Raw genomic sequence first — 15,776 nt, forward strand, 5'->3', positions numbered from 1 at the left:
TATCACTTTTGAAAAGCCTCTGCTAGGCTCGCGCCACCCACGGCAGGCCACGGCCTGCGAGCCTGCCTGCACCACAAGCACAACCAAAGGATCAGCCATGCGCACCAGCTTCCACCTTGCCTACCATGTCCGCGATCTGGACGAAGCGCGCGCCTTCTACGGCACGCTGCTCGGCTGCCAGGAAGGCCGCAGCACCGAGACCTGGGTGGACTTCGACTTCTTCGGCCACCAGATCTCGCTGCACCTGGGCGAGCCCTTCCCGGTCACGAACACCGGCCGCGTGGGCGACCACATGGTGCCCATGCCCCACCTGGGCCTGGTGATGGCCATGGACGACTGGAAGGCCCTGGCCGCGCGGCTGTCGGGCGGCGTAGTGGATTTCGTGCTGCAGCCCGGCATCCGCTTCGAGGGCGAGCCCGGCGAGCAGGCCACCATGTTCTTCCGCGACCCCAGCGGCAATCCTATCGAGGTCAAGGGCTTCGCCGACCTGGACAAGGTCTTCGCCAAATGAGCGGTTCGCTGCCACCGCTCCCCCCGCTCCCCTTCGTCTGCGCACCCGGCTACCCGGCAGCCCAGGCCTGGCTGCAGGCCCTGCAGGCGGCCCTGCCCGAGGAGCGCGTGGTGGCGCTCGATACGCTGGATGCGGGCCAGCGCGCGGCCTGCGAGGTCGCCATCGTCGCCAACCCCCAGCCTGCCGACCTGCGCACGCTGCCGCGCCTGCAATGGGTGCACAGCGTCTGGGCCGGCGTGGAGCGCCTGGTGGCCGACCTGGGCGATACGGACCTGCGCATCGTCCGCCTGGTGGACCCGCAACTGGCCGACACCATGGCCGAGGCCGTGCTGGCCTGGACCCTGTACCTGCACCGCGACATGCCGCGCTATGCCCGCCAGCAGGCCGCGCGCCAATGGCTGGCGCATGACGGCGTGCGCGCGCAGGACAGGACGGTATCGCTGCTGGGCCTGGGCGCACTGGGCGAAGCCAGCGCGCGGCGGCTGCTGGCGGCAGGCTTCCAGGTGCGCGGCTGGAGCCGCACGCCCAGGCAGATGGAAGGCGTGCAATGCCATGCGGGTGATGCCGAGCTGCCCGCCATGCTGGCGCAGACCGACATCCTCGTATGCCTGCTGCCGCTCACGCCGCAGACGCGCGGCATCGTCGGCGCGCAGGCGCTGGCCGCGCTGCCTGCCCATGCCTCGCTGATCAACTTTGCGCGCGGCCCCATCGTGGACGATGCCGCGCTGCGCGCCGCCCTGGACGGCGGCCGCCTGGCCCATGCCGTGCTGGACGTGTTTGACCAGGAGCCCCTGCCAGAATCGTCCTGGCAATGGGCGCACCCCGCCGTGACCGTGCTGCCCCACATCTCGGCACCCACGGACCGCGCGACGGCATCGGCCATCGTGGCGGGCAACATCCGGCGCTGGCGCGCCAGCGGCGAGCTGCCGCAGGCGGTGGACGCGGCGCGGGGCTATTGAGGGCGGCTACGGTACGGCTATGGCACGGTCATGGACTGGCTTCTGAGCCAGTCCATGACGGCGCGCACATGGGGGCCCGGCTTCCGTTGCTCGCCCACGGCCAGATGGTAGGTATGGCCGGTGATCGAGGGGCCGAAGGGCTGCAGCAGGTGGCCGGCCGCAATGTCCTCGGCCGCCAGGGCCAGGCTCACCAGGGCAATGCCATGACCGGCGATGGCCGCCTGGATGGCATGGCCCTCATCGGAAAAGCGCAGTTGCCCCGCCGGTGAATTCCAGGCCAGGCCTGCCTCGTCAAACCAGCGCCCCCAGGTGGGATTGCTGGCGTGCGCCGTCTTCCAGTCAAAGCGGATCAGCGGCAGGCGGGCCAGGTCGGCCGGACCCAGCACGCCCAGCCGGGGATTGGCCACGGGCGCAAAGCGGTCGCTGAACAGGGGCTCGGCCACCAGGCCCGGATAGGGGCCGCGCCCGTAGCGCACGGCGATATCGACGGCATGGGAGCGCAGGTCCACCACATCGTCCGAGGCCTGCAGTTGCAGGTCCACCTCCGGGTGCATCGCGCGGAAGCTGGCCATGCGCGGCACCAGCCATTTCACGGTGAACGCATTGGTGGCCGAGATGCTGACCTGGGCGCGCAGGCGCTTTTGCAGCAGGCGCTCCAGCGTGGCGGCAAAGGCGTCGAAACCATCGCGCAGCACCGGATAGAGCTGGGCGCCGGCCTCGGTCAGCACCACCTTGCGTACCTGGCGATCGAACAGCGCCAGGCCCAGCTGTTCCTCCAGCGCGCGGATCTGGTGGCTGATGGCCGTGGGGGTCACTGCCAGGTCGTCGGCGGCCTGCTTGAAGCTGCCCAGGCGTGCGGCGGCCTCGAAGGCGCGCAGTGCGGAAAGCGGCAGCTGGTTGCGTTGCATGAGGGCTGGAGGACGCAAGGGTCGGGTGAGCAATGGGGTGAGGAAAACTCATCTTATGCCTGACAAATGAACCTTTGTCGCAATCATCCGGCTTGCCTATCGTCCACCCATGCCCCAAGCGCGATCCTGCCGGGGATGGATGAAGGAAATGAAACCATGCTGCACCGTGTCACCACGCAACCCGACCCCTACGAGCCGTTTTTGCTGTCGCAAGGCATTCGCTTTGGCGAGCTGCTGTTCATCTCCGGCCAGGCCGGCGCCGGAGACGATGGCCGCATCGTGCCGGGCGGCTTCCTGGCCCAGGGCCGGCAGGCGTTTGCCAATCTGCGCCGCGCGCTGGAGGCGGGCGGCTCCAGCCTGAAGGACGTGATCAAGGTCACCATCTTCGTCACCGACATGGGCCACTTCGACGAGGTGGTTGCCCTGCGCCGCGAGTTCTTCGGCGCCCCCTATCCGGCCGACACGATTGCCCAGATCCAGGCGCTGTACGACCCGGCGGCCATGATCGAGATCGAGGCCATTGCAGCCGTGCGTGATGGCCAGGCCCGCTGACATGGTTGCGGCCGTTCTGTTCCGATGGCCTGGCCACGGCGTGCATGGCCGACGACTGGAGCCGATGGGGCCGATATCTGATCCCTTCAACCGCCGAGCAGTCCCGAGGTGCTCAGCGGCCCCGGCGACAGCTGCTGCCCCCAGGCCTGCGTCAAGGCCTCGATGGCATCGCCCACCACGCGGCAGGCCTGGGTGAGCTTGCCGTGCCGGGGCAGGGCCAGCGTCACATGGCGCACCAGGCCGGGGTTGACCAGGCGGCTGGCCTGCAGCCGGCCCTGGCGCAGTTCGGCATCGATGGAATACGGGCCGATCACCGAGTAGAGGCCGGGCGCGTGGGCCACGAGTTCCTTTTGCACGGTCAGCGAGTCGGCCTCGGCCGCCGCCGCGAGCCGAAAGCCGTGGCTGTGCGCGGCCTCATCGAGCGCGTCGCGCCAATGGCTGGGCCGGCGCGGCAGCACCAGTTGCAGGCCGTCGAGCGCGGCGAACTCCGTGGTGGGCGCCAGGGTCAAGGGGTCGCCAGGGCGCGACACCAGATAGCTGTGCGCGGTGCTCAGCAGCCGCTCGTCGCCGCCGGCCGGGCGTGCGAAGCGAAAGAGGATGGCCAGGTCCACGGCGCCGCTGTCCAGCAGCGCGTCGAGCTCCGTGCCCTGGGCCTCGGTGATGTTCAGGCGTATGCCGGGGTGCTCGCGCTGCAGCCAGTCGAACACATGCGTCATCAGCGGGTGCGCGGCCGAGGGCACGATGCCCAGCCGCACCTCTCCCCATAGCTGGCCTGCGTCCGCACGCAGCGTTTCCTGCAATTGCTCGGTTTCCTGCAGCCAGCTGCGCAGCCGCAGCGCGGCCCGCGCGCCCAGCGGCGTCAGCGTGACGCCCCGGCCCGTGCGCCGCAGCAAGGGGCCGCCCAGAGACGCTTCGAATTCGCTGATCTGCCGGCTGATGTGCGACTGCACGGTGTGCCGCCGTGCCGCGACCTTGCTGATGCTCCCGGCTTCGGAGACCTCGAGGAAGAGCTTGACGCTGGGCAGGTGCATGGTGGTTACCCGGTTGAGGTATGCCTGATGAGGCAATTCTGAAAGCCTGAAATTCTATCTATCCAGATATCAACGGGATTTCTACAGTGCAGTCATGCCTTGCCAGCGGCCTTGCCTTGGCAGGTTTTCCAGACACTGAACCTAAGGAAAATCCGTTGAAACTCGCCAGCTTCATCCATGCCGGACAGCCCCGCTACGGGCAGGTTCTGGCCGAGCGCTTCCTGCTGCCGCCCGCCGAATTTCTCGCCCGCCATCCCGACCTGCTGTCCGTGCTGCGCGCACAGGCGCTGGGCGAGCTGGAGCAGGCCCTGCAGGCCGGCGCCGTGTCCGTCGATGCGGCGCAGACCCAGGCGCTGCCCGTCATCCCCAACCCCGGCAAGCTCATCTGCGTGGGCCTGAACTACAAGACCCATGTGGCCGAGACGCGGCGCGCCGACAGCGAGCACCCGTCGCTGTTCCTGCGCTTCAACGACAGCCTGGCCGCCGATGGCGACGAGCTGCTGCGCCCGGCCTTCTCGGACCGTTTCGACTGGGAAGGCGAGCTGGCCTTCGTCATCGGCCGGGGCGGGCGCCACATTGCAAAGGAAGATGCCTTCGACCACATCGCCGGCTATGCCTGCTTCAACGATGTGAGCGTGCGCGACTGGCAGCGCCATACGCACCAGTTCACGCCCGGCAAGAACTTTCCCGGCACGGCGCCCTTCGGCCCCTGGCTGGTCACGCGCGACGAGGTGGCCGACGTGCGCAGCCTGGCGCTGCAGACGCGCCTGAACGGCAGCGTGGTGCAGCAGGCCAGCCTGGGCGACCTGATCTTCGACATCCCCACCATCGTGGCCTATGTGTCGCGCTTCACGCCGCTGTCGCCCGGAGACGTGATCGCCACGGGCACGCCGGGCGGCGTGGGCGACCGCCGCGAGCCGCCCCTGTACATGAAGCATGGCGATGTGGTCGAGGTCGAGATCACGGGCCTGGGCGTGCTGCGCAACCGTATCGGCACTGATGTCTGAGATGACACCCCCTGAGTCGCTTCGCGCCTTCCCCCTCTCTCGCTTCGCGGGAGGGGGACGACACCCTCGGTGCGGGGCGGCCCTTCCTCGGTGTCTCTCGCTTTGGGGCACGCCGGTTTCAAGGACTGTGGGCGGCGCATGGCGCTGTGAATAACTGTCTCTGGAGAATTTCATGGATAACCAACAAGCGATTTCGCAGCGGCCCCGGCTGCGCATTGCCGTCGATATCGGCGGCACCTTCACCGACATGGCGGCGTTTGACGAGGCCAGCGGCCGGCTGCTGTTCGGCAAGGCCCTGTCCACGCATGGCGAGCTGGTCAACGGCATCCAGGCCACGATAGACAGCGCGGGCATCGACTGGCGCGACGGCCATCTGTTCCTGCACGGCTCCACCATTGCCATCAACACGCTGCTGGAGCGCAATGGCGCCCACACCGCACTGCTGATCACCGAGGGCTTCCGCGACATCTACGAGATCGGCCGCGTGAACCGGCCCGATGCCTACAACCTGTTCTTCAACAAGCACCAGCCGCTGGTGCGGCGCTCGCTGCGCCATGAGGTGTCCGAGCGCCTGCGCGCCGACGGCAGCCTGCACAAGCCGCTGGACGAGGCGGCCGTGCGCGAGCTGGCCCGCGAGCTGGCAGGGCAGGGCGTGGAGGCCGTGGCCGTGCTGCTGCTGCACTCCTACCGCAATCCGGCGCACGAGCAGCGCGTCAAGCAGATCCTGCAGGAAGAGATGCCGGGCGCCTTTGTCTGCGCCTCGCATGAGCTGTCGCAGGAGTACCGTGAGTTCGAGCGCGTGTCCACCGCCGTGGCCAATGCCTATGTGGGGCCGCGCGTGTCGCAGTACCTGGGCCAGCTGGAGAACCACCTGGGCGGCAAGGGCTTCGAGGGCGACTTCTACATCGTGCAGTCCACGGGCGGATTGTTCCCGGTCGAGCATGCCAAGGTGGGCTGCGTGCGCATGCTCGAATCGGGTCCGGCGGCCGGCGTGATCGGCGCCCAGGCCATCTGTGCGCAACTGGGCATGGGCGACGCCATCGCCTTCGACATGGGCGGCACCACGGCCAAGGCCGGCGTGATCAGCGAGGGCCGGCCGCTGACCACGGGCTCGGCGCTGATCGGCGGCTACGAGCAGGCCCTGCCGATACAGATCCCGATGATGGACATCCACGAAGTGGGCACGGGCGGCGGCTCCATCGCCCGCGTGGAGACGGGCAACGCGCTGCGTGTGGGCCCGCAGAGCGCCGGCTCCATCCCCGGCCCCGTGGCCTATGGCCGTGGCGGGCTGGAGCCCACGGTGACCGACGCCAACCTGGTGCTGGGCCGGCTGGACGCGGAGCATTTCCTGGGCGGCGAGCTGCAGCTGGACATGGACGCCTGCCAGCGCCAGATGGCCGAGCGCGTGGCGACCCCGCTGGGTCTGGAGTCCACCGAGGCGGCCGACGGCATCCTGCGCATCGCCGTGACGCAGATGTCGCATGCCGTCAAGGCCGTGACCACCGAGCGCGGCCTGGATGCGGGCAGCTTCACCATGGTCGTCTACGGCGGCGCGGGGCCGCTGCACGCCTCGGCCATTGCGCGCGAGATCGGCATCCGCAAGGTGCTGATTCCCTATGCGCCCGGCTATTTCTCGGCCTACGGAATGCTGTTCTCCGACCTGCGCTACGACTACGTGCGCTCGGTGTTCCGCAAGCTGGGCGAGGTCTCCTTCGAGGAGATCGAGGCCGCCTACCAGAGCATGGAGGACGAGGGCCGCGCCGCGCTGGCGCAGTCCGGCATCGCGCCGGACGGCATCGTGATCGAGCGCGCCGCCGACATGCGCTACGTGGGCCAGGAGCATGCGGTGACCGTGGACCTGCCCATGGCCTTCTTCGAGGGACGGGACCGCTCGGCCATCAAGCGCCAGTTCGACGAGCTGCACAAGGTGCGCTACGGCACCTCGGCCCCGCAGGAGCCGGCCGACCTCGTAAGCCTGCGCGTCACCGTGCTGGGCACGATGAAGAAACCGCCCAGGCACAGCGTGGAACGCGGCAGTGCCGAGCCCAGCCGTGCCTCCGTGCGCACGGTCAAGCCCGTCTATTTCCGCTCCAGCGGCTGGGTGGACACGCCGGTGCATCTGCGCGAGCGCCTGCTGGCGGGCAACGAGATCGCGGGGCCCGCGCTGATCGAGGAACACGCATCCACCACCGTCGTGCAGCCCGGCGACCGGCTGCGCGTGGACGAACTGGGCAATCTGCAAATCGACATCGGGAGCGACCGCACATGAACCACCCCACTGACTCCAGGCCCGTCGATCCGGTCACCGTCGAGATCATCCGCAACGGCCTGTACGCCGTCACGGAGGAGATGAAGACCAACCTGACCCGCACGGCCTACAACCTCATCATCTACGAGGCGCTGGACTTCACGGTCGGCCTGTTCACGCGCGAGGGCGACACGGTGTCCATCGGCCTGGGCCTGCCCATGTTCATCCGCGGCATGTCGGAGACGGTCAAGGCCAAGATCCGCCACTTCGGCTACGAGAACATCCTGCCCGGCGACATCCTGGTCACCAACGATGCCTACACCACCGGCAGCCACCTGAACCACTTCACGTTCACCATGCCGGTGTTCCATGAGGGCCGGCTCGAAGGCTTCACCTGCTGCATGGCCCACTGGCTGGACGTGGGCGGCACGCTGGGCAACGTCACCACGGACATCTTCAGCGAGGGGATACAGATCCCCATCATGAAGTACCAGCGCCAGGGTGAGGTCAACCAGGACCTGATCGACATCATCGCGATGAACGTGCGCCTGGCCGAGCGGGCCCTGGGCGATCTGCGCGCGCAGATCACGGCCATCACCACGGGCGAGCGCCGCTATGTGGAACTGTTGCAGCGCTATGGCGTGGATGCGGTCAACGGCGCCATCGCGCAGATCATGGATTCCAGCGAGGCCGTGGCGCGCAAGAACACGCTGTCGATTCCCGATGGCGTGTACGAGGCCGAGTCCTTCATGGACGACGACGGGCTGGACATCGGCAAGCGCATTCCCATCCGCGTCAAGGTCACGGTGCAGGGCGACGAGATGACGGTGGACCTGTCGGATGTCTCCAAGCAGGTGCGCGGCTTCTACAACTCCGGCTTCACCACGGGCATCGCCTGCGCGCAGGTGGCCTACAAATGCCTCACCACGCCAACCGACTACCCGGTCAACGACGGCAGCTTTCGGCCGCTCAAGGTGATCATGCCCATGGGCACGGTGATCAGCGCCGAGAGGCCGTATCCCATGCGCGTGTGGATGACCTTCCCCATGACGGTGATCGACACCATCTTCAAAGCCCTGGCGCCCGCGATTCCCGACCGCTCCATCGCGGGCCACCATGCGGACCTGGTGTTTCCCAACATCCATGGCATCTCGCCCGAGGACGGGCGGTTGTTCATCGTCGGCATCGGCCCGCTGGGCGGTGGCTGGGGCGCCAAGAGCCGCGAGGACGGCGTGTCCGTCACCGTCTGCATCAATGACGGCGACACCCACAACAGCCCCACCGAGCAGCTCGAGGCCAAGTACCCGGTGCTGGTGGAGAAGTACGAGATCCGCCAGGACTCGGCCGGCGCGGGCCAGTACCGGGGCGGCCTGGGCGCGGAGATGGTGGTGCAGGCGCTGTCGCCCTTCACCGTCACCACGCGCATCGACCGCGTGCACTGCAAGCCCTGGGGCCTGGAGGGCGGCGGCGACGCCATGGGCAACGGCCTGGCCGTGCGCCACAAGGGCGAGTGGAAGACCGACCACGCCAACGCCAAGATCTTCAACGTGCGCCTGGAACGCGGCGATGCCTACCGCATGCTGTCGGGCGGCGGCGGGGGCTTTGGCGACCCGCTGGCGCGAGAACTGGACAAGGTGGCCGAGGACGTGCGCGAAGGCTATGTGAGCGCCCAGGTGGCCCGCGAGGTCTACCGCGTGGCGCTGGATGGCCAGGGACAGGTGGACCACGAGGGCACGCAGGCGCTGCGCAGCGGCAGGTCTCCGTCGGCCGCAACGGCAACCTCAGCCGTTGCCTGGGACGGGCAGTGAGCACGGCCATGGCCTCCGACCACGCCCTGCAGGCCGAGCGACTCTGGGACCTGTGGTGCACCCTGGCGCTGCGCCATGTCGCCCTGGGCGGTGCCTGCGCCTGCGGGGCGGGCGGCATCAGCCTGCGGCTGGAGGACTTCGAGCTGGACATCGTGGACTACCTGCAGGACGGGGGCGAGCGCTGCGAGCAGCCCGAGGTGGCGGCCTGGTTCCGTGCCCGGCCAGCACCCGGGCAGGGCGCGCAGCCGCTGCGCGGCCTGCTCGATGCGCTGGGCTCGGACGAGGTGCCGCAGGCCGTGGCGCAGTGGGCGCTGGCGCGGCTGGAGCGCACGCTGCGCTCGTTCGCCGAGGTGCATGGTGGGGTGGCGTCATGAGCGGGCATTTCTCCAGCCTGCTGGCCCTGCCCGAAGCGGCGGGGCAGCGCATTCCGGTCACCGTGCTCACGGGCTTTCTGGGCAGCGGCAAGACCACGCTGCTCAACCGGCTGCTGGCGCTGCCGGACCTGCACGGGACGGCCGTCATCGTCAACGAGTTCGGTGCGGTCGGCATCGACCAGGACCTGACCAGCCTGGCCTGCGAGGACACGGTGCTGCTGGCCAATGGCTGCCTGTGCTGCAGCGTGCGCGGCGATCTGGTGGAGGCGCTGGAGCGCCTGGCCCTGCGCGAACAGGGCGCGCCGCGCCGCGTGCTGATCGAAACCAGCGGCCTGGCGGACCCGGGGCCGATACTGCGCTCCTTCCTGGACGAGCCCGCCGTGCGGGCGCGCTATGCGCTGGCCGGCGTGGCCTGCACGGTCGATGCCGTGCTGGGCAGCGCCACGCTGGCAGGCTATCCCGAAGCCGTGCGGCAACTGGCTGTGGCTGACCTGGTGCTGCTGACCAAGACAGACTTGCTGGGCGGCGCACAGCCCGCTGCGCAACTGCTGGCCCAGGTGCAGGCCATCAACTGCGAGGCGCCGCAAGGCATGGACCCCTGCCACCATGTGGCGCTGCTGCAGCGGCTGATGTCGGAAGGCGCGACGGGGCAGCAGGACGCCGCTGCGGGCATGCTCCAGTCACCCGGCTACCGGGCCATGGCTCCGGTGACAGCTCCGGCAGGCACGCACCGCGACGGCATCTCGTCCTTTGTGCTGCAGCGCGACGAGCCCCTGCCCGCGCAGGCGTTCGGCGAATGGATGGACTGGGTCACGGCCATGCGCGGCGATGACCTGCTGCGCGTCAAAGGCATCGTGCACCTGCAGGAGCACCCGGACCAGCCCCTGATCATCCATGGCGTGCAGCACCTGTTCGCCCCGCCGCAGACGCTGCCCCGCTGGCCGGGTGCCGACCGGCGCACGCGCATCGTCTTCATCACGCGGGGGCTGGATGCGCAGGCCCTGGACGACACGCTGAGCGTGCTGGTGCGCAGGCACAGGCGGCGCGCGCCGAATCAGGACCCGGGCTGAGCCACGCAACGGCCGGCCCATTTTCAAAAGAAACAGGAGACAAAGCATGAAAACTCTGACACGGCTGAAGGGGCCGGTGCTGGGCGCCTTACTGGGTGCGCTGGCTGCCTTGCCCATCGCCAGCATGGCCTCGTCCAGTGCGCCCGCCGCCTTTCCCGAGCCGGGCAAGATGGTCAAGGTCATCGTCCCGTTCGTGGCGGGCGGCGGCGTGGACAGCGCGGCGCGCCTGTTCGCCGAGCAGTTGCGCAAGCAGCTGGGCACGACGGTCATCGTCGAGAACCGCGTGGGCGGCAGCGGTGTGGTGGGGGGGCGTGCGGTGCTGGCGGCCGCCCCGGATGGCTACACCCTGCTGTTCTCGGCCGCCACGCATGTGCTGGCCAAGCAGGTATTGGCCCATCCGCCCTATGACCCGCAGACAGACTTTGTCCCCGTGGCGCGCGTGGGCGAGGCCCCGCTGATGCTGGTGATCTCCCCGCAGCTGCCCCACAGCAAGCTGGGCGAGGTGCTGGCCGCAGGCGCCAAGAGCACGTGGACGGCGGCCATTCCCGCCGTGGGCGCACCCAGCCACCTGGCCACGCTGCTGCTGGCCCAGCAGGGCCGCATGCGCCTCGAGTACGTGCCCTACAAGGGCACGCAGCCCGCGCTGGTGGATGTGGGCGGCGGCCATGTGGACCTGCTGCTCGACTCCATGGTCTCCGTGCTGCCCCTGGCCAAGGCCGGCAAGGTGCGGCCGATTGCCATCACCTCCGGCAAGCGCAGTCCGCTGGCGCCCGAGGTGCCCACCATGCAGGAAAGCGGACTGCCCCGGTTTGCCTACACGTCCTGGTACGGACTGTGGGCGCCCAAGGACACGCCTGCCGACCGGGTGCAGCGGCTGAACCAGGCCTCCAACGCGGCGGTGGCCGAGCTGGCCAGGTCCGGCGCCTTCGCGAGCCTGGGCATCGACACGGTTTCGGAGAGCACCGAGCAGTTCAAGCGCTTCATCGCCGCCGATGTGGCGCAGAGCGCCGCGCTGCTCAAGGGCGCGGGCTTCAAGCCCGAGTAGCCGGGCAGACACCGGCACACGCCCGAGAAAGAGCAAAGAGCAAAAGCAAAGCAAAGCAAAAAACCACAAGGAGACAACATGCAGGTATTCATACGCCATGCCCTGGCCGCCTCGCTGGGGCTGGCCGCCGCGCATGCGGGCGCGCAGTCCTCGGTATCGATCTCGGGCACCGTCGATGTGAGCGTCAGGCAAGTGCGCAACCAGGGCCTGGGAACGGTCACCTCGCAGGCCAGCGGCGCCAACTCCACCAGCAAGCTGGTGTTGCGGGGGCAGGAGGACCTGGGCGATGGCCTGAGCGCGGGCTTCTACCTGGACGGCAGCCTGCTGGCCGACACCGGCGCCATGGGGGCCAGCGGCCCGTTCTGGGACCGGCGCTCCACGGTCAGCCTGGCCTCGCGGCAATGGGGCGAGCTGCGGCTGGGGCGGGACTGGGTGCCCACGCACCTGGTGTGGAGCGGCTTCGATCCCTTTGCCACGCTGGGCATCGGCAGCGCCAATGGCTTTCGCTCGTTCACGGCTTCCCGCGCGCTGGGCCAGGCCTTCGGCACGGCGCCGGAGTCGCAGGCTGCCAATCCCACGCTGCGCGTGAGCAATGCGGTGGAGTATTTCCTGCCGGCCGGCCTGGGCGGGCTGCAGGGCGTGTCCGGCAGCCTGATCGCCACCTTGGGCGAGAAGGGCGCCACGGCGGCAGGCCAGACGCGCGGCAACGGCTTTCGGCTGGGCTGGGCGGGCGCGGGCTGGAACGTGGCGGGCGCGCAGTTCACCACGCGCAACACCCTGAGCGGCATCCATTTCAAGGACCAGAGCTACGGCGTCTCCTACGACTTCGGCTGGCTCAAGGCCAGCCTGGCCCAGCGCCGCTGGGTCCATGGCGTGGACCGCACGGTCAACACCCTGGTGGGCATGAGCGTTCCCGTGGGCAGCGGCGTGGTCAAGCTCAGCTATGTCAAGGCCGACCAGACGGGCGCGACGGCGGCGCAAAGCGCCAGCGATGCCGACCTGTGGGCGCTGGGCTATGTGCACTCGCTGTCGCGGCGCACGGCGCTGTACGCGCATGCGGCCCGCATGTCCAACCGCAATGGGGCGGCCTTCGCCATTGCCGGGGGTGCGGCTGTCAGCGGCAATCCGGCCGCGGCCAATTACTTTGGCGGGCGCGCCTCCACGGCCTTCGAGCTGGGCCTCCGGCACGACTTCTGACGGGCAGCGTGGGCTGCGTGCGCGCTGGTTCGTGGTCATTGCTGCACCCCATGCAGCAGTGAACTGCACGCCGGCCTATTGCTGCCGTCAATCGCTTCTTCTACGCTGCACCCATTTCACGGAGCAGCGAGATGAATGCATTGATCAAGGTCCGCATGGACGCCGCAGGCACCCCCGACGCCATGCGCCTGGAGCCGGTCGAGGTGCAGGCGCCCGGCCCCGGCCAGGTCTGGCTGGAGCAGACGGCCATCGGCGTGAACCCGCTGGACGTGAGCCAGCGCAAGGGCGCGGTCGCCATCGCCTTTCCCTCGGGCCTGGGGCTGGAGGGCGCGGGGCGGGTGGCCGCCGTGGGCGAGGGCGTGACGAATGTGGCCGTGGGCGAGCGCGTGGGCTACGCCACGGGGCCGCTGGGCGCCTATGCCAGCGCCCGCCTGTATCCGGCCGAGCGCCTGGTGAAGCTGCCCGATGCGCTGCCTGACGACGCGGCGGCGGCCGTGCTGTTCAAGGGCATCACGGCGCAGTACCTGCTCAAGACCACCCATGCCGTGGGCCCCGGCAGCCGCATCGTGATCTATGGCGCCGCCGGTGCGCTGGGCCAGTTGATGTGCGCCTGGGCCAGGCACCTGGGCGCCCTGGTGATCGGCGTGGTGTCCAAGGCAGCCAGCGTGGAGCGCGCGCGGGCGGCCGGCTGCGACGAGGTCTTCGTGTTCGACGCGGCCACGCTGCCGGGCCAGGTGCTGCAGGCCACCGGGGGCCTGAAGGCCGACGTGGTCTACGACCCCATCGGCCGCACGACGCTGGGCGCCTCGCTGGACTGCCTGCGCCCGCGCGGCCTGCTGGTGTCCTTCGGCGCGACGTCCGGCCTGCCCGATCCCATCTCGGTGGCCACGCTCAATGCCAAGGGCTCGCTGTTCCTCACGCGCCCCTCGCTGGCCGCGCACACGGCCACGGCGGCCGAGTACCAGGAGCGCGCACGGGACGTGCTGGCCGCCGTGGCGGCCGGCATCATCGTGCCCGGCGTCTGGCGCCGGTATGCGCTGGCGGAGGTGGCGCAGGCGCATGGCGATCTGGAGCAGGGACGCTCCCAAGGTGCGATCATCCTGACCCCATGAACCTTCTGGACAGCCAGCACGCCGATGAACTGGCGGCCCTGGTGGCGCTGCATGAACAAGGCTCCTTCGCTGCGGCGGGGCGGGCCTTGCTGCGCCATCCGTCCGTGCTGTCCAAACGCCTGAACGCGCTGGAGACCCGGCTGGGCGTGCGGCTGGTGGAGCGCAGCACACGCCATCTGCACCTGACCGACGAGGGCCTGCGCCTGGTGGACAAGGTGCGCCAGGCGGCCGGCCTGATTGCCGACGCCCAGAAGGAGGCCGCCCAGGGCGCCTCGCAGGCGCGGGGCCGGCTGCGGCTGTCGCTGCCGGCCGCCATGGGACGGCGCTGGCTCAGCCCGCTGCTGGCCGAGTTTGCGCTGGCCCATCCGCAGATCGTGCTGGAGGTGGAGTATGCGGACCGCTTCGTGGACATCGTGGGCGAGCGCTTCGACGCGGCGGTGCGCATAGGCCGGCTGGCGGACAGCCGGCTGGTGGCGCTGCGGCTGGGCGGGCACCAGCGCATCCTGGGCGCCGCGCCCGCCTATCTGCAGGCCCACGGCACGCCGGTGCACCCCGAGGACCTGGCGGCGCACCGCTGCCTGGGCTTCACGGGACTGCAGTCGTTTCCGCAATGGGAGCTGGTGCACGGTGGCGCATCGGGCGATGTGCCTCAGGGCCAGGCCCGGCACACGGTGCTGGTGCGCGGCCCCATGGTCAGCAATGACAGCGAGGCCTTGCTCACGGCCGCCGTCATGGGCGTGGGCATTCTGGCCGGCGGCGACTGGCTGATGAGCGAGCACATGGCCGCAGGCCGGCTGGTGCGGGTGCTGCCGCAATGGCGCCTGGATGGCGCCTCGGGCATCTACTTCGTGCGGCCCTCGGCGGCGTTCAGCAGCGCGGCCATGACGGCGCTGCGCGACTGCCTGGTGCGGTGGTTTGCCACGCGCAGCCCCTGGCGCACGGGGCATGACACACTGGCACCGCCCCTATCGTCTTGCGCATCCGCTCCATGACCCAAAAAACCTCGCCGCCCGCCATGGCGGCCGCCTTGCTTCCCTGGCTGTTCGTGCTGCTGTGGAGCACGGGCTTCATCGGCGCCAAGTTCGGCCTGCCCTATGTGGAGCCGCTGACCTTTCTGACACTGCGCTATGCCATCGTCCTGGTGCTGATGGCGGCGGTGGCCCTGGTGCTGCGCGCGCCCTGGCCGCGTTCGGCACGCCAGTGGCTGCACATTGGCGTGTCAGGGCTGTTCGTGCATGGCGTGTACCTGGCCGGCGTGTTCACGGCCATCGCCCACGGCCTGCCTTCGGGCGTGACGGCCCTGGTGGTGGGGCTGCAGCCGCTGATCACGGCCCTGGTGGCCGGCACCTTGCTGGGCGAGTCCGTGCGGCCCCGGCAGTGGGCCGGGCTGGCGCTGGGCTTCACGGGCGTGGCCCTGGTGGTGGCGGGCAAGATCGCCTCGGTGCCGGTCCATGCCCTGCTGGCCATGCTGGTGCCGGCCGTGGTGGCGCTGGCCGGCATCACGGCCGGCACGCTGTACCAGAAGCGGTTCTGCCCATCGTTTGATCTGCGCACGGGCTCGGTCATCCAGTACCTGCCCTGCCTGGTGGCGACGGGGGCGCTGGCCCTGGCCACGGAAACCATGCAGGTGCGCTGGAGCGGCGAGTTCCTGTTCGCGCTGGGCTGGCTGGTGCTGGTGCTGTCCGTGGGCGCGGTCAGCCTGCTCAACCTGCTGATACGCCGCGGCGGCGCCGTGCACGTGGCCAGCCTGTTCTACCTGACGCCGCCGGCCACGGCCCTGATCGCCTGGGCCATGTTCGGCGAGACACTGGGCGGCCTGGCGCTGGCGGGCATGGCCTTGACGGCAGCCGGCGTGTGGCTGGCGCGCCAGGGGCGCTAGCTTGCCCCGCAAGCCGCGGGCAGGGCATGCGCAAAGGCGGATACTGCGGCACTGTCAGCCCACGAATACCGGATT

General features: G+C 69.6%; 15 protein-coding genes. 13 read left to right on the forward strand and 2 right to left on the reverse strand.

The window, feature by feature from the left end:
• Positions 1 to 97 precede the first annotated feature (97 nt).
• Both BW39_RS12915 and BW39_RS12920 read left to right on the forward strand, forming a co-directional pair.
• Positions 98 to 511 (forward strand): VOC family protein, encoded by a 414-nt coding sequence (locus BW39_RS12915; protein ID WP_012207434.1) that lies wholly within the window; start codon positions 98 to 100, stop codon positions 509 to 511.
• Positions 508 to 1,470, forward strand: a complete 963-nt coding sequence (locus tag BW39_RS12920; protein ID WP_043822124.1) for a 2-hydroxyacid dehydrogenase — start codon at positions 508 to 510, stop codon at positions 1,468 to 1,470. The genes BW39_RS12915 and BW39_RS12920 overlap by 4 nt, the downstream gene beginning before the upstream one ends.
• 17 nt (positions 1,471 to 1,487) lie before the next feature.
• Here the strand turns inward: BW39_RS12920 and BW39_RS12925 are convergent, their stop codons facing one another.
• Entirely contained in the window at positions 1,488 to 2,378 is an 891-nt protein-coding gene (locus BW39_RS12925; protein WP_043822126.1) for a LysR substrate-binding domain-containing protein, read from the reverse strand.
• Between the two features lie 156 nt (positions 2,379 to 2,534).
• On the opposite strand from BW39_RS12925, the gene BW39_RS12930 reads away from it, so the two are divergent.
• Positions 2,535 to 2,930, forward strand: a complete 396-nt coding sequence (locus BW39_RS12930) for a RidA family protein (RefSeq protein WP_016445482.1) — start codon at positions 2,535 to 2,537, stop codon at positions 2,928 to 2,930.
• Between the two features lie 86 nt (positions 2,931 to 3,016).
• On the opposite strand, the gene BW39_RS12935 is transcribed toward BW39_RS12930, so the two are convergent.
• A complete protein-coding gene (locus tag BW39_RS12935; protein WP_013800697.1) occupies positions 3,017 to 3,961 on the reverse strand; it encodes a LysR family transcriptional regulator in 945 nt (314 codons plus the stop codon).
• Positions 3,962 to 4,116: 155 nt separating this feature from the next.
• Between BW39_RS12935 and BW39_RS12940 the strand changes: the two genes are divergently transcribed.
• The 10 genes from BW39_RS12940 (at position 4,117) to BW39_RS12985 (ending at position 15,701) form a co-directional block, all read left to right on the forward strand.
• Complete coding sequence (locus tag BW39_RS12940) at positions 4,117 to 4,968, forward strand: fumarylacetoacetate hydrolase family protein (protein ID WP_043822128.1); 852 nt, start codon at positions 4,117 to 4,119, stop codon at positions 4,966 to 4,968.
• A gap of 172 nt (positions 4,969 to 5,140) precedes the next feature.
• Positions 5,141 to 7,237, forward strand: a complete 2,097-nt coding sequence (locus BW39_RS12945) for a hydantoinase/oxoprolinase family protein (RefSeq protein WP_043822130.1) — start codon at positions 5,141 to 5,143, stop codon at positions 7,235 to 7,237.
• On the forward strand, positions 7,234 to 9,024 hold the full coding sequence (locus tag BW39_RS12950; protein WP_043822131.1) for a hydantoinase B/oxoprolinase family protein: 1,791 nt from the start codon (positions 7,234 to 7,236) through the stop codon (positions 9,022 to 9,024). The genes BW39_RS12945 and BW39_RS12950 overlap by 4 nt, the downstream gene beginning before the upstream one ends.
• 8 nt (positions 9,025 to 9,032) lie before the next feature.
• Positions 9,033 to 9,398, forward strand: a complete 366-nt coding sequence (locus BW39_RS12955) for a hypothetical protein (protein ID WP_043822337.1) — start codon at positions 9,033 to 9,035, stop codon at positions 9,396 to 9,398.
• Positions 9,395 to 10,468, forward strand: a complete 1,074-nt coding sequence (locus tag BW39_RS12960; RefSeq protein ID WP_043822133.1) for a CobW family GTP-binding protein — start codon at positions 9,395 to 9,397, stop codon at positions 10,466 to 10,468. Before BW39_RS12955 ends, BW39_RS12960 begins: the two co-directional genes overlap by 4 nt.
• Before the next feature lie 46 nt (positions 10,469 to 10,514).
• A complete protein-coding gene (locus tag BW39_RS12965) occupies positions 10,515 to 11,513 on the forward strand; it encodes a tripartite tricarboxylate transporter substrate binding protein (RefSeq protein WP_012207426.1) in 999 nt (332 codons plus the stop codon).
• A gap of 78 nt (positions 11,514 to 11,591) precedes the next feature.
• Positions 11,592 to 12,710 (forward strand): porin, encoded by a 1,119-nt coding sequence (locus BW39_RS12970; protein ID WP_043822135.1) that lies wholly within the window; start codon positions 11,592 to 11,594, stop codon positions 12,708 to 12,710.
• Between the two features lie 131 nt (positions 12,711 to 12,841).
• Positions 12,842 to 13,822 carry a quinone oxidoreductase family protein gene (locus tag BW39_RS12975; RefSeq protein WP_043822136.1) on the forward strand — a complete coding sequence of 327 codons (981 nt, stop codon included), beginning with the start codon at positions 12,842 to 12,844 and terminating at the stop codon, positions 13,820 to 13,822.
• Entirely contained in the window at positions 13,819 to 14,814 is a 996-nt protein-coding gene (locus BW39_RS12980; RefSeq protein WP_043822138.1) for a LysR family transcriptional regulator, read from the forward strand. The genes BW39_RS12975 and BW39_RS12980 overlap by 4 nt, the downstream gene beginning before the upstream one ends.
• Positions 14,811 to 15,701 (forward strand): DMT family transporter, encoded by an 891-nt coding sequence (locus tag BW39_RS12985; RefSeq protein WP_012207422.1) that lies wholly within the window; start codon positions 14,811 to 14,813, stop codon positions 15,699 to 15,701. The genes BW39_RS12980 and BW39_RS12985 overlap by 4 nt, the downstream gene beginning before the upstream one ends.
• Positions 15,702 to 15,776: the final 75 nt, after the last annotated feature.

It is taken from the genome of Delftia sp. RIT313, assembly GCF_000632165.1.
In the GTDB taxonomy this organism is placed as follows: Bacteria; Pseudomonadota; Gammaproteobacteria; order Burkholderiales; family Burkholderiaceae_C; genus Comamonas; species Comamonas acidovorans.

Coding starts and splice junctions, on each gene's coding strand:
- BW39_RS12915 (WP_012207434.1), top strand. CDS start 98: ATGCGCACCAGCTTCCACCTTGCCTACCATGTCCGCGATCTGGACGAA.
- BW39_RS12920 (WP_043822124.1), top strand. CDS start 508: ATGAGCGGTTCGCTGCCACCGCTCCCCCCGCTCCCCTTCGTCTGCGCA.
- BW39_RS12925 (WP_043822126.1), bottom strand. CDS start 2,378: ATGCAACGCAACCAGCTGCCGCTTTCCGCACTGCGCGCCTTCGAGGCC.
- BW39_RS12930 (WP_016445482.1), top strand. CDS start 2,535: ATGCTGCACCGTGTCACCACGCAACCCGACCCCTACGAGCCGTTTTTG.
- BW39_RS12935 (WP_013800697.1), bottom strand. CDS start 3,961: ATGCACCTGCCCAGCGTCAAGCTCTTCCTCGAGGTCTCCGAAGCCGGG.
- BW39_RS12945 (WP_043822130.1), top strand. CDS start 5,141: ATGGATAACCAACAAGCGATTTCGCAGCGGCCCCGGCTGCGCATTGCC.
- BW39_RS12950 (WP_043822131.1), top strand. CDS start 7,234: ATGAACCACCCCACTGACTCCAGGCCCGTCGATCCGGTCACCGTCGAG.
- BW39_RS12955 (WP_043822337.1), top strand. CDS start 9,033: ATGGCCTCCGACCACGCCCTGCAGGCCGAGCGACTCTGGGACCTGTGG.
- BW39_RS12960 (WP_043822133.1), top strand. CDS start 9,395: ATGAGCGGGCATTTCTCCAGCCTGCTGGCCCTGCCCGAAGCGGCGGGG.
- BW39_RS12965 (WP_012207426.1), top strand. CDS start 10,515: ATGAAAACTCTGACACGGCTGAAGGGGCCGGTGCTGGGCGCCTTACTG.
- BW39_RS12970 (WP_043822135.1), top strand. CDS start 11,592: ATGCAGGTATTCATACGCCATGCCCTGGCCGCCTCGCTGGGGCTGGCC.
- BW39_RS12975 (WP_043822136.1), top strand. CDS start 12,842: ATGAATGCATTGATCAAGGTCCGCATGGACGCCGCAGGCACCCCCGAC.
- BW39_RS12980 (WP_043822138.1), top strand. CDS start 13,819: ATGAACCTTCTGGACAGCCAGCACGCCGATGAACTGGCGGCCCTGGTG.
- BW39_RS12985 (WP_012207422.1), top strand. CDS start 14,811: ATGACCCAAAAAACCTCGCCGCCCGCCATGGCGGCCGCCTTGCTTCCC.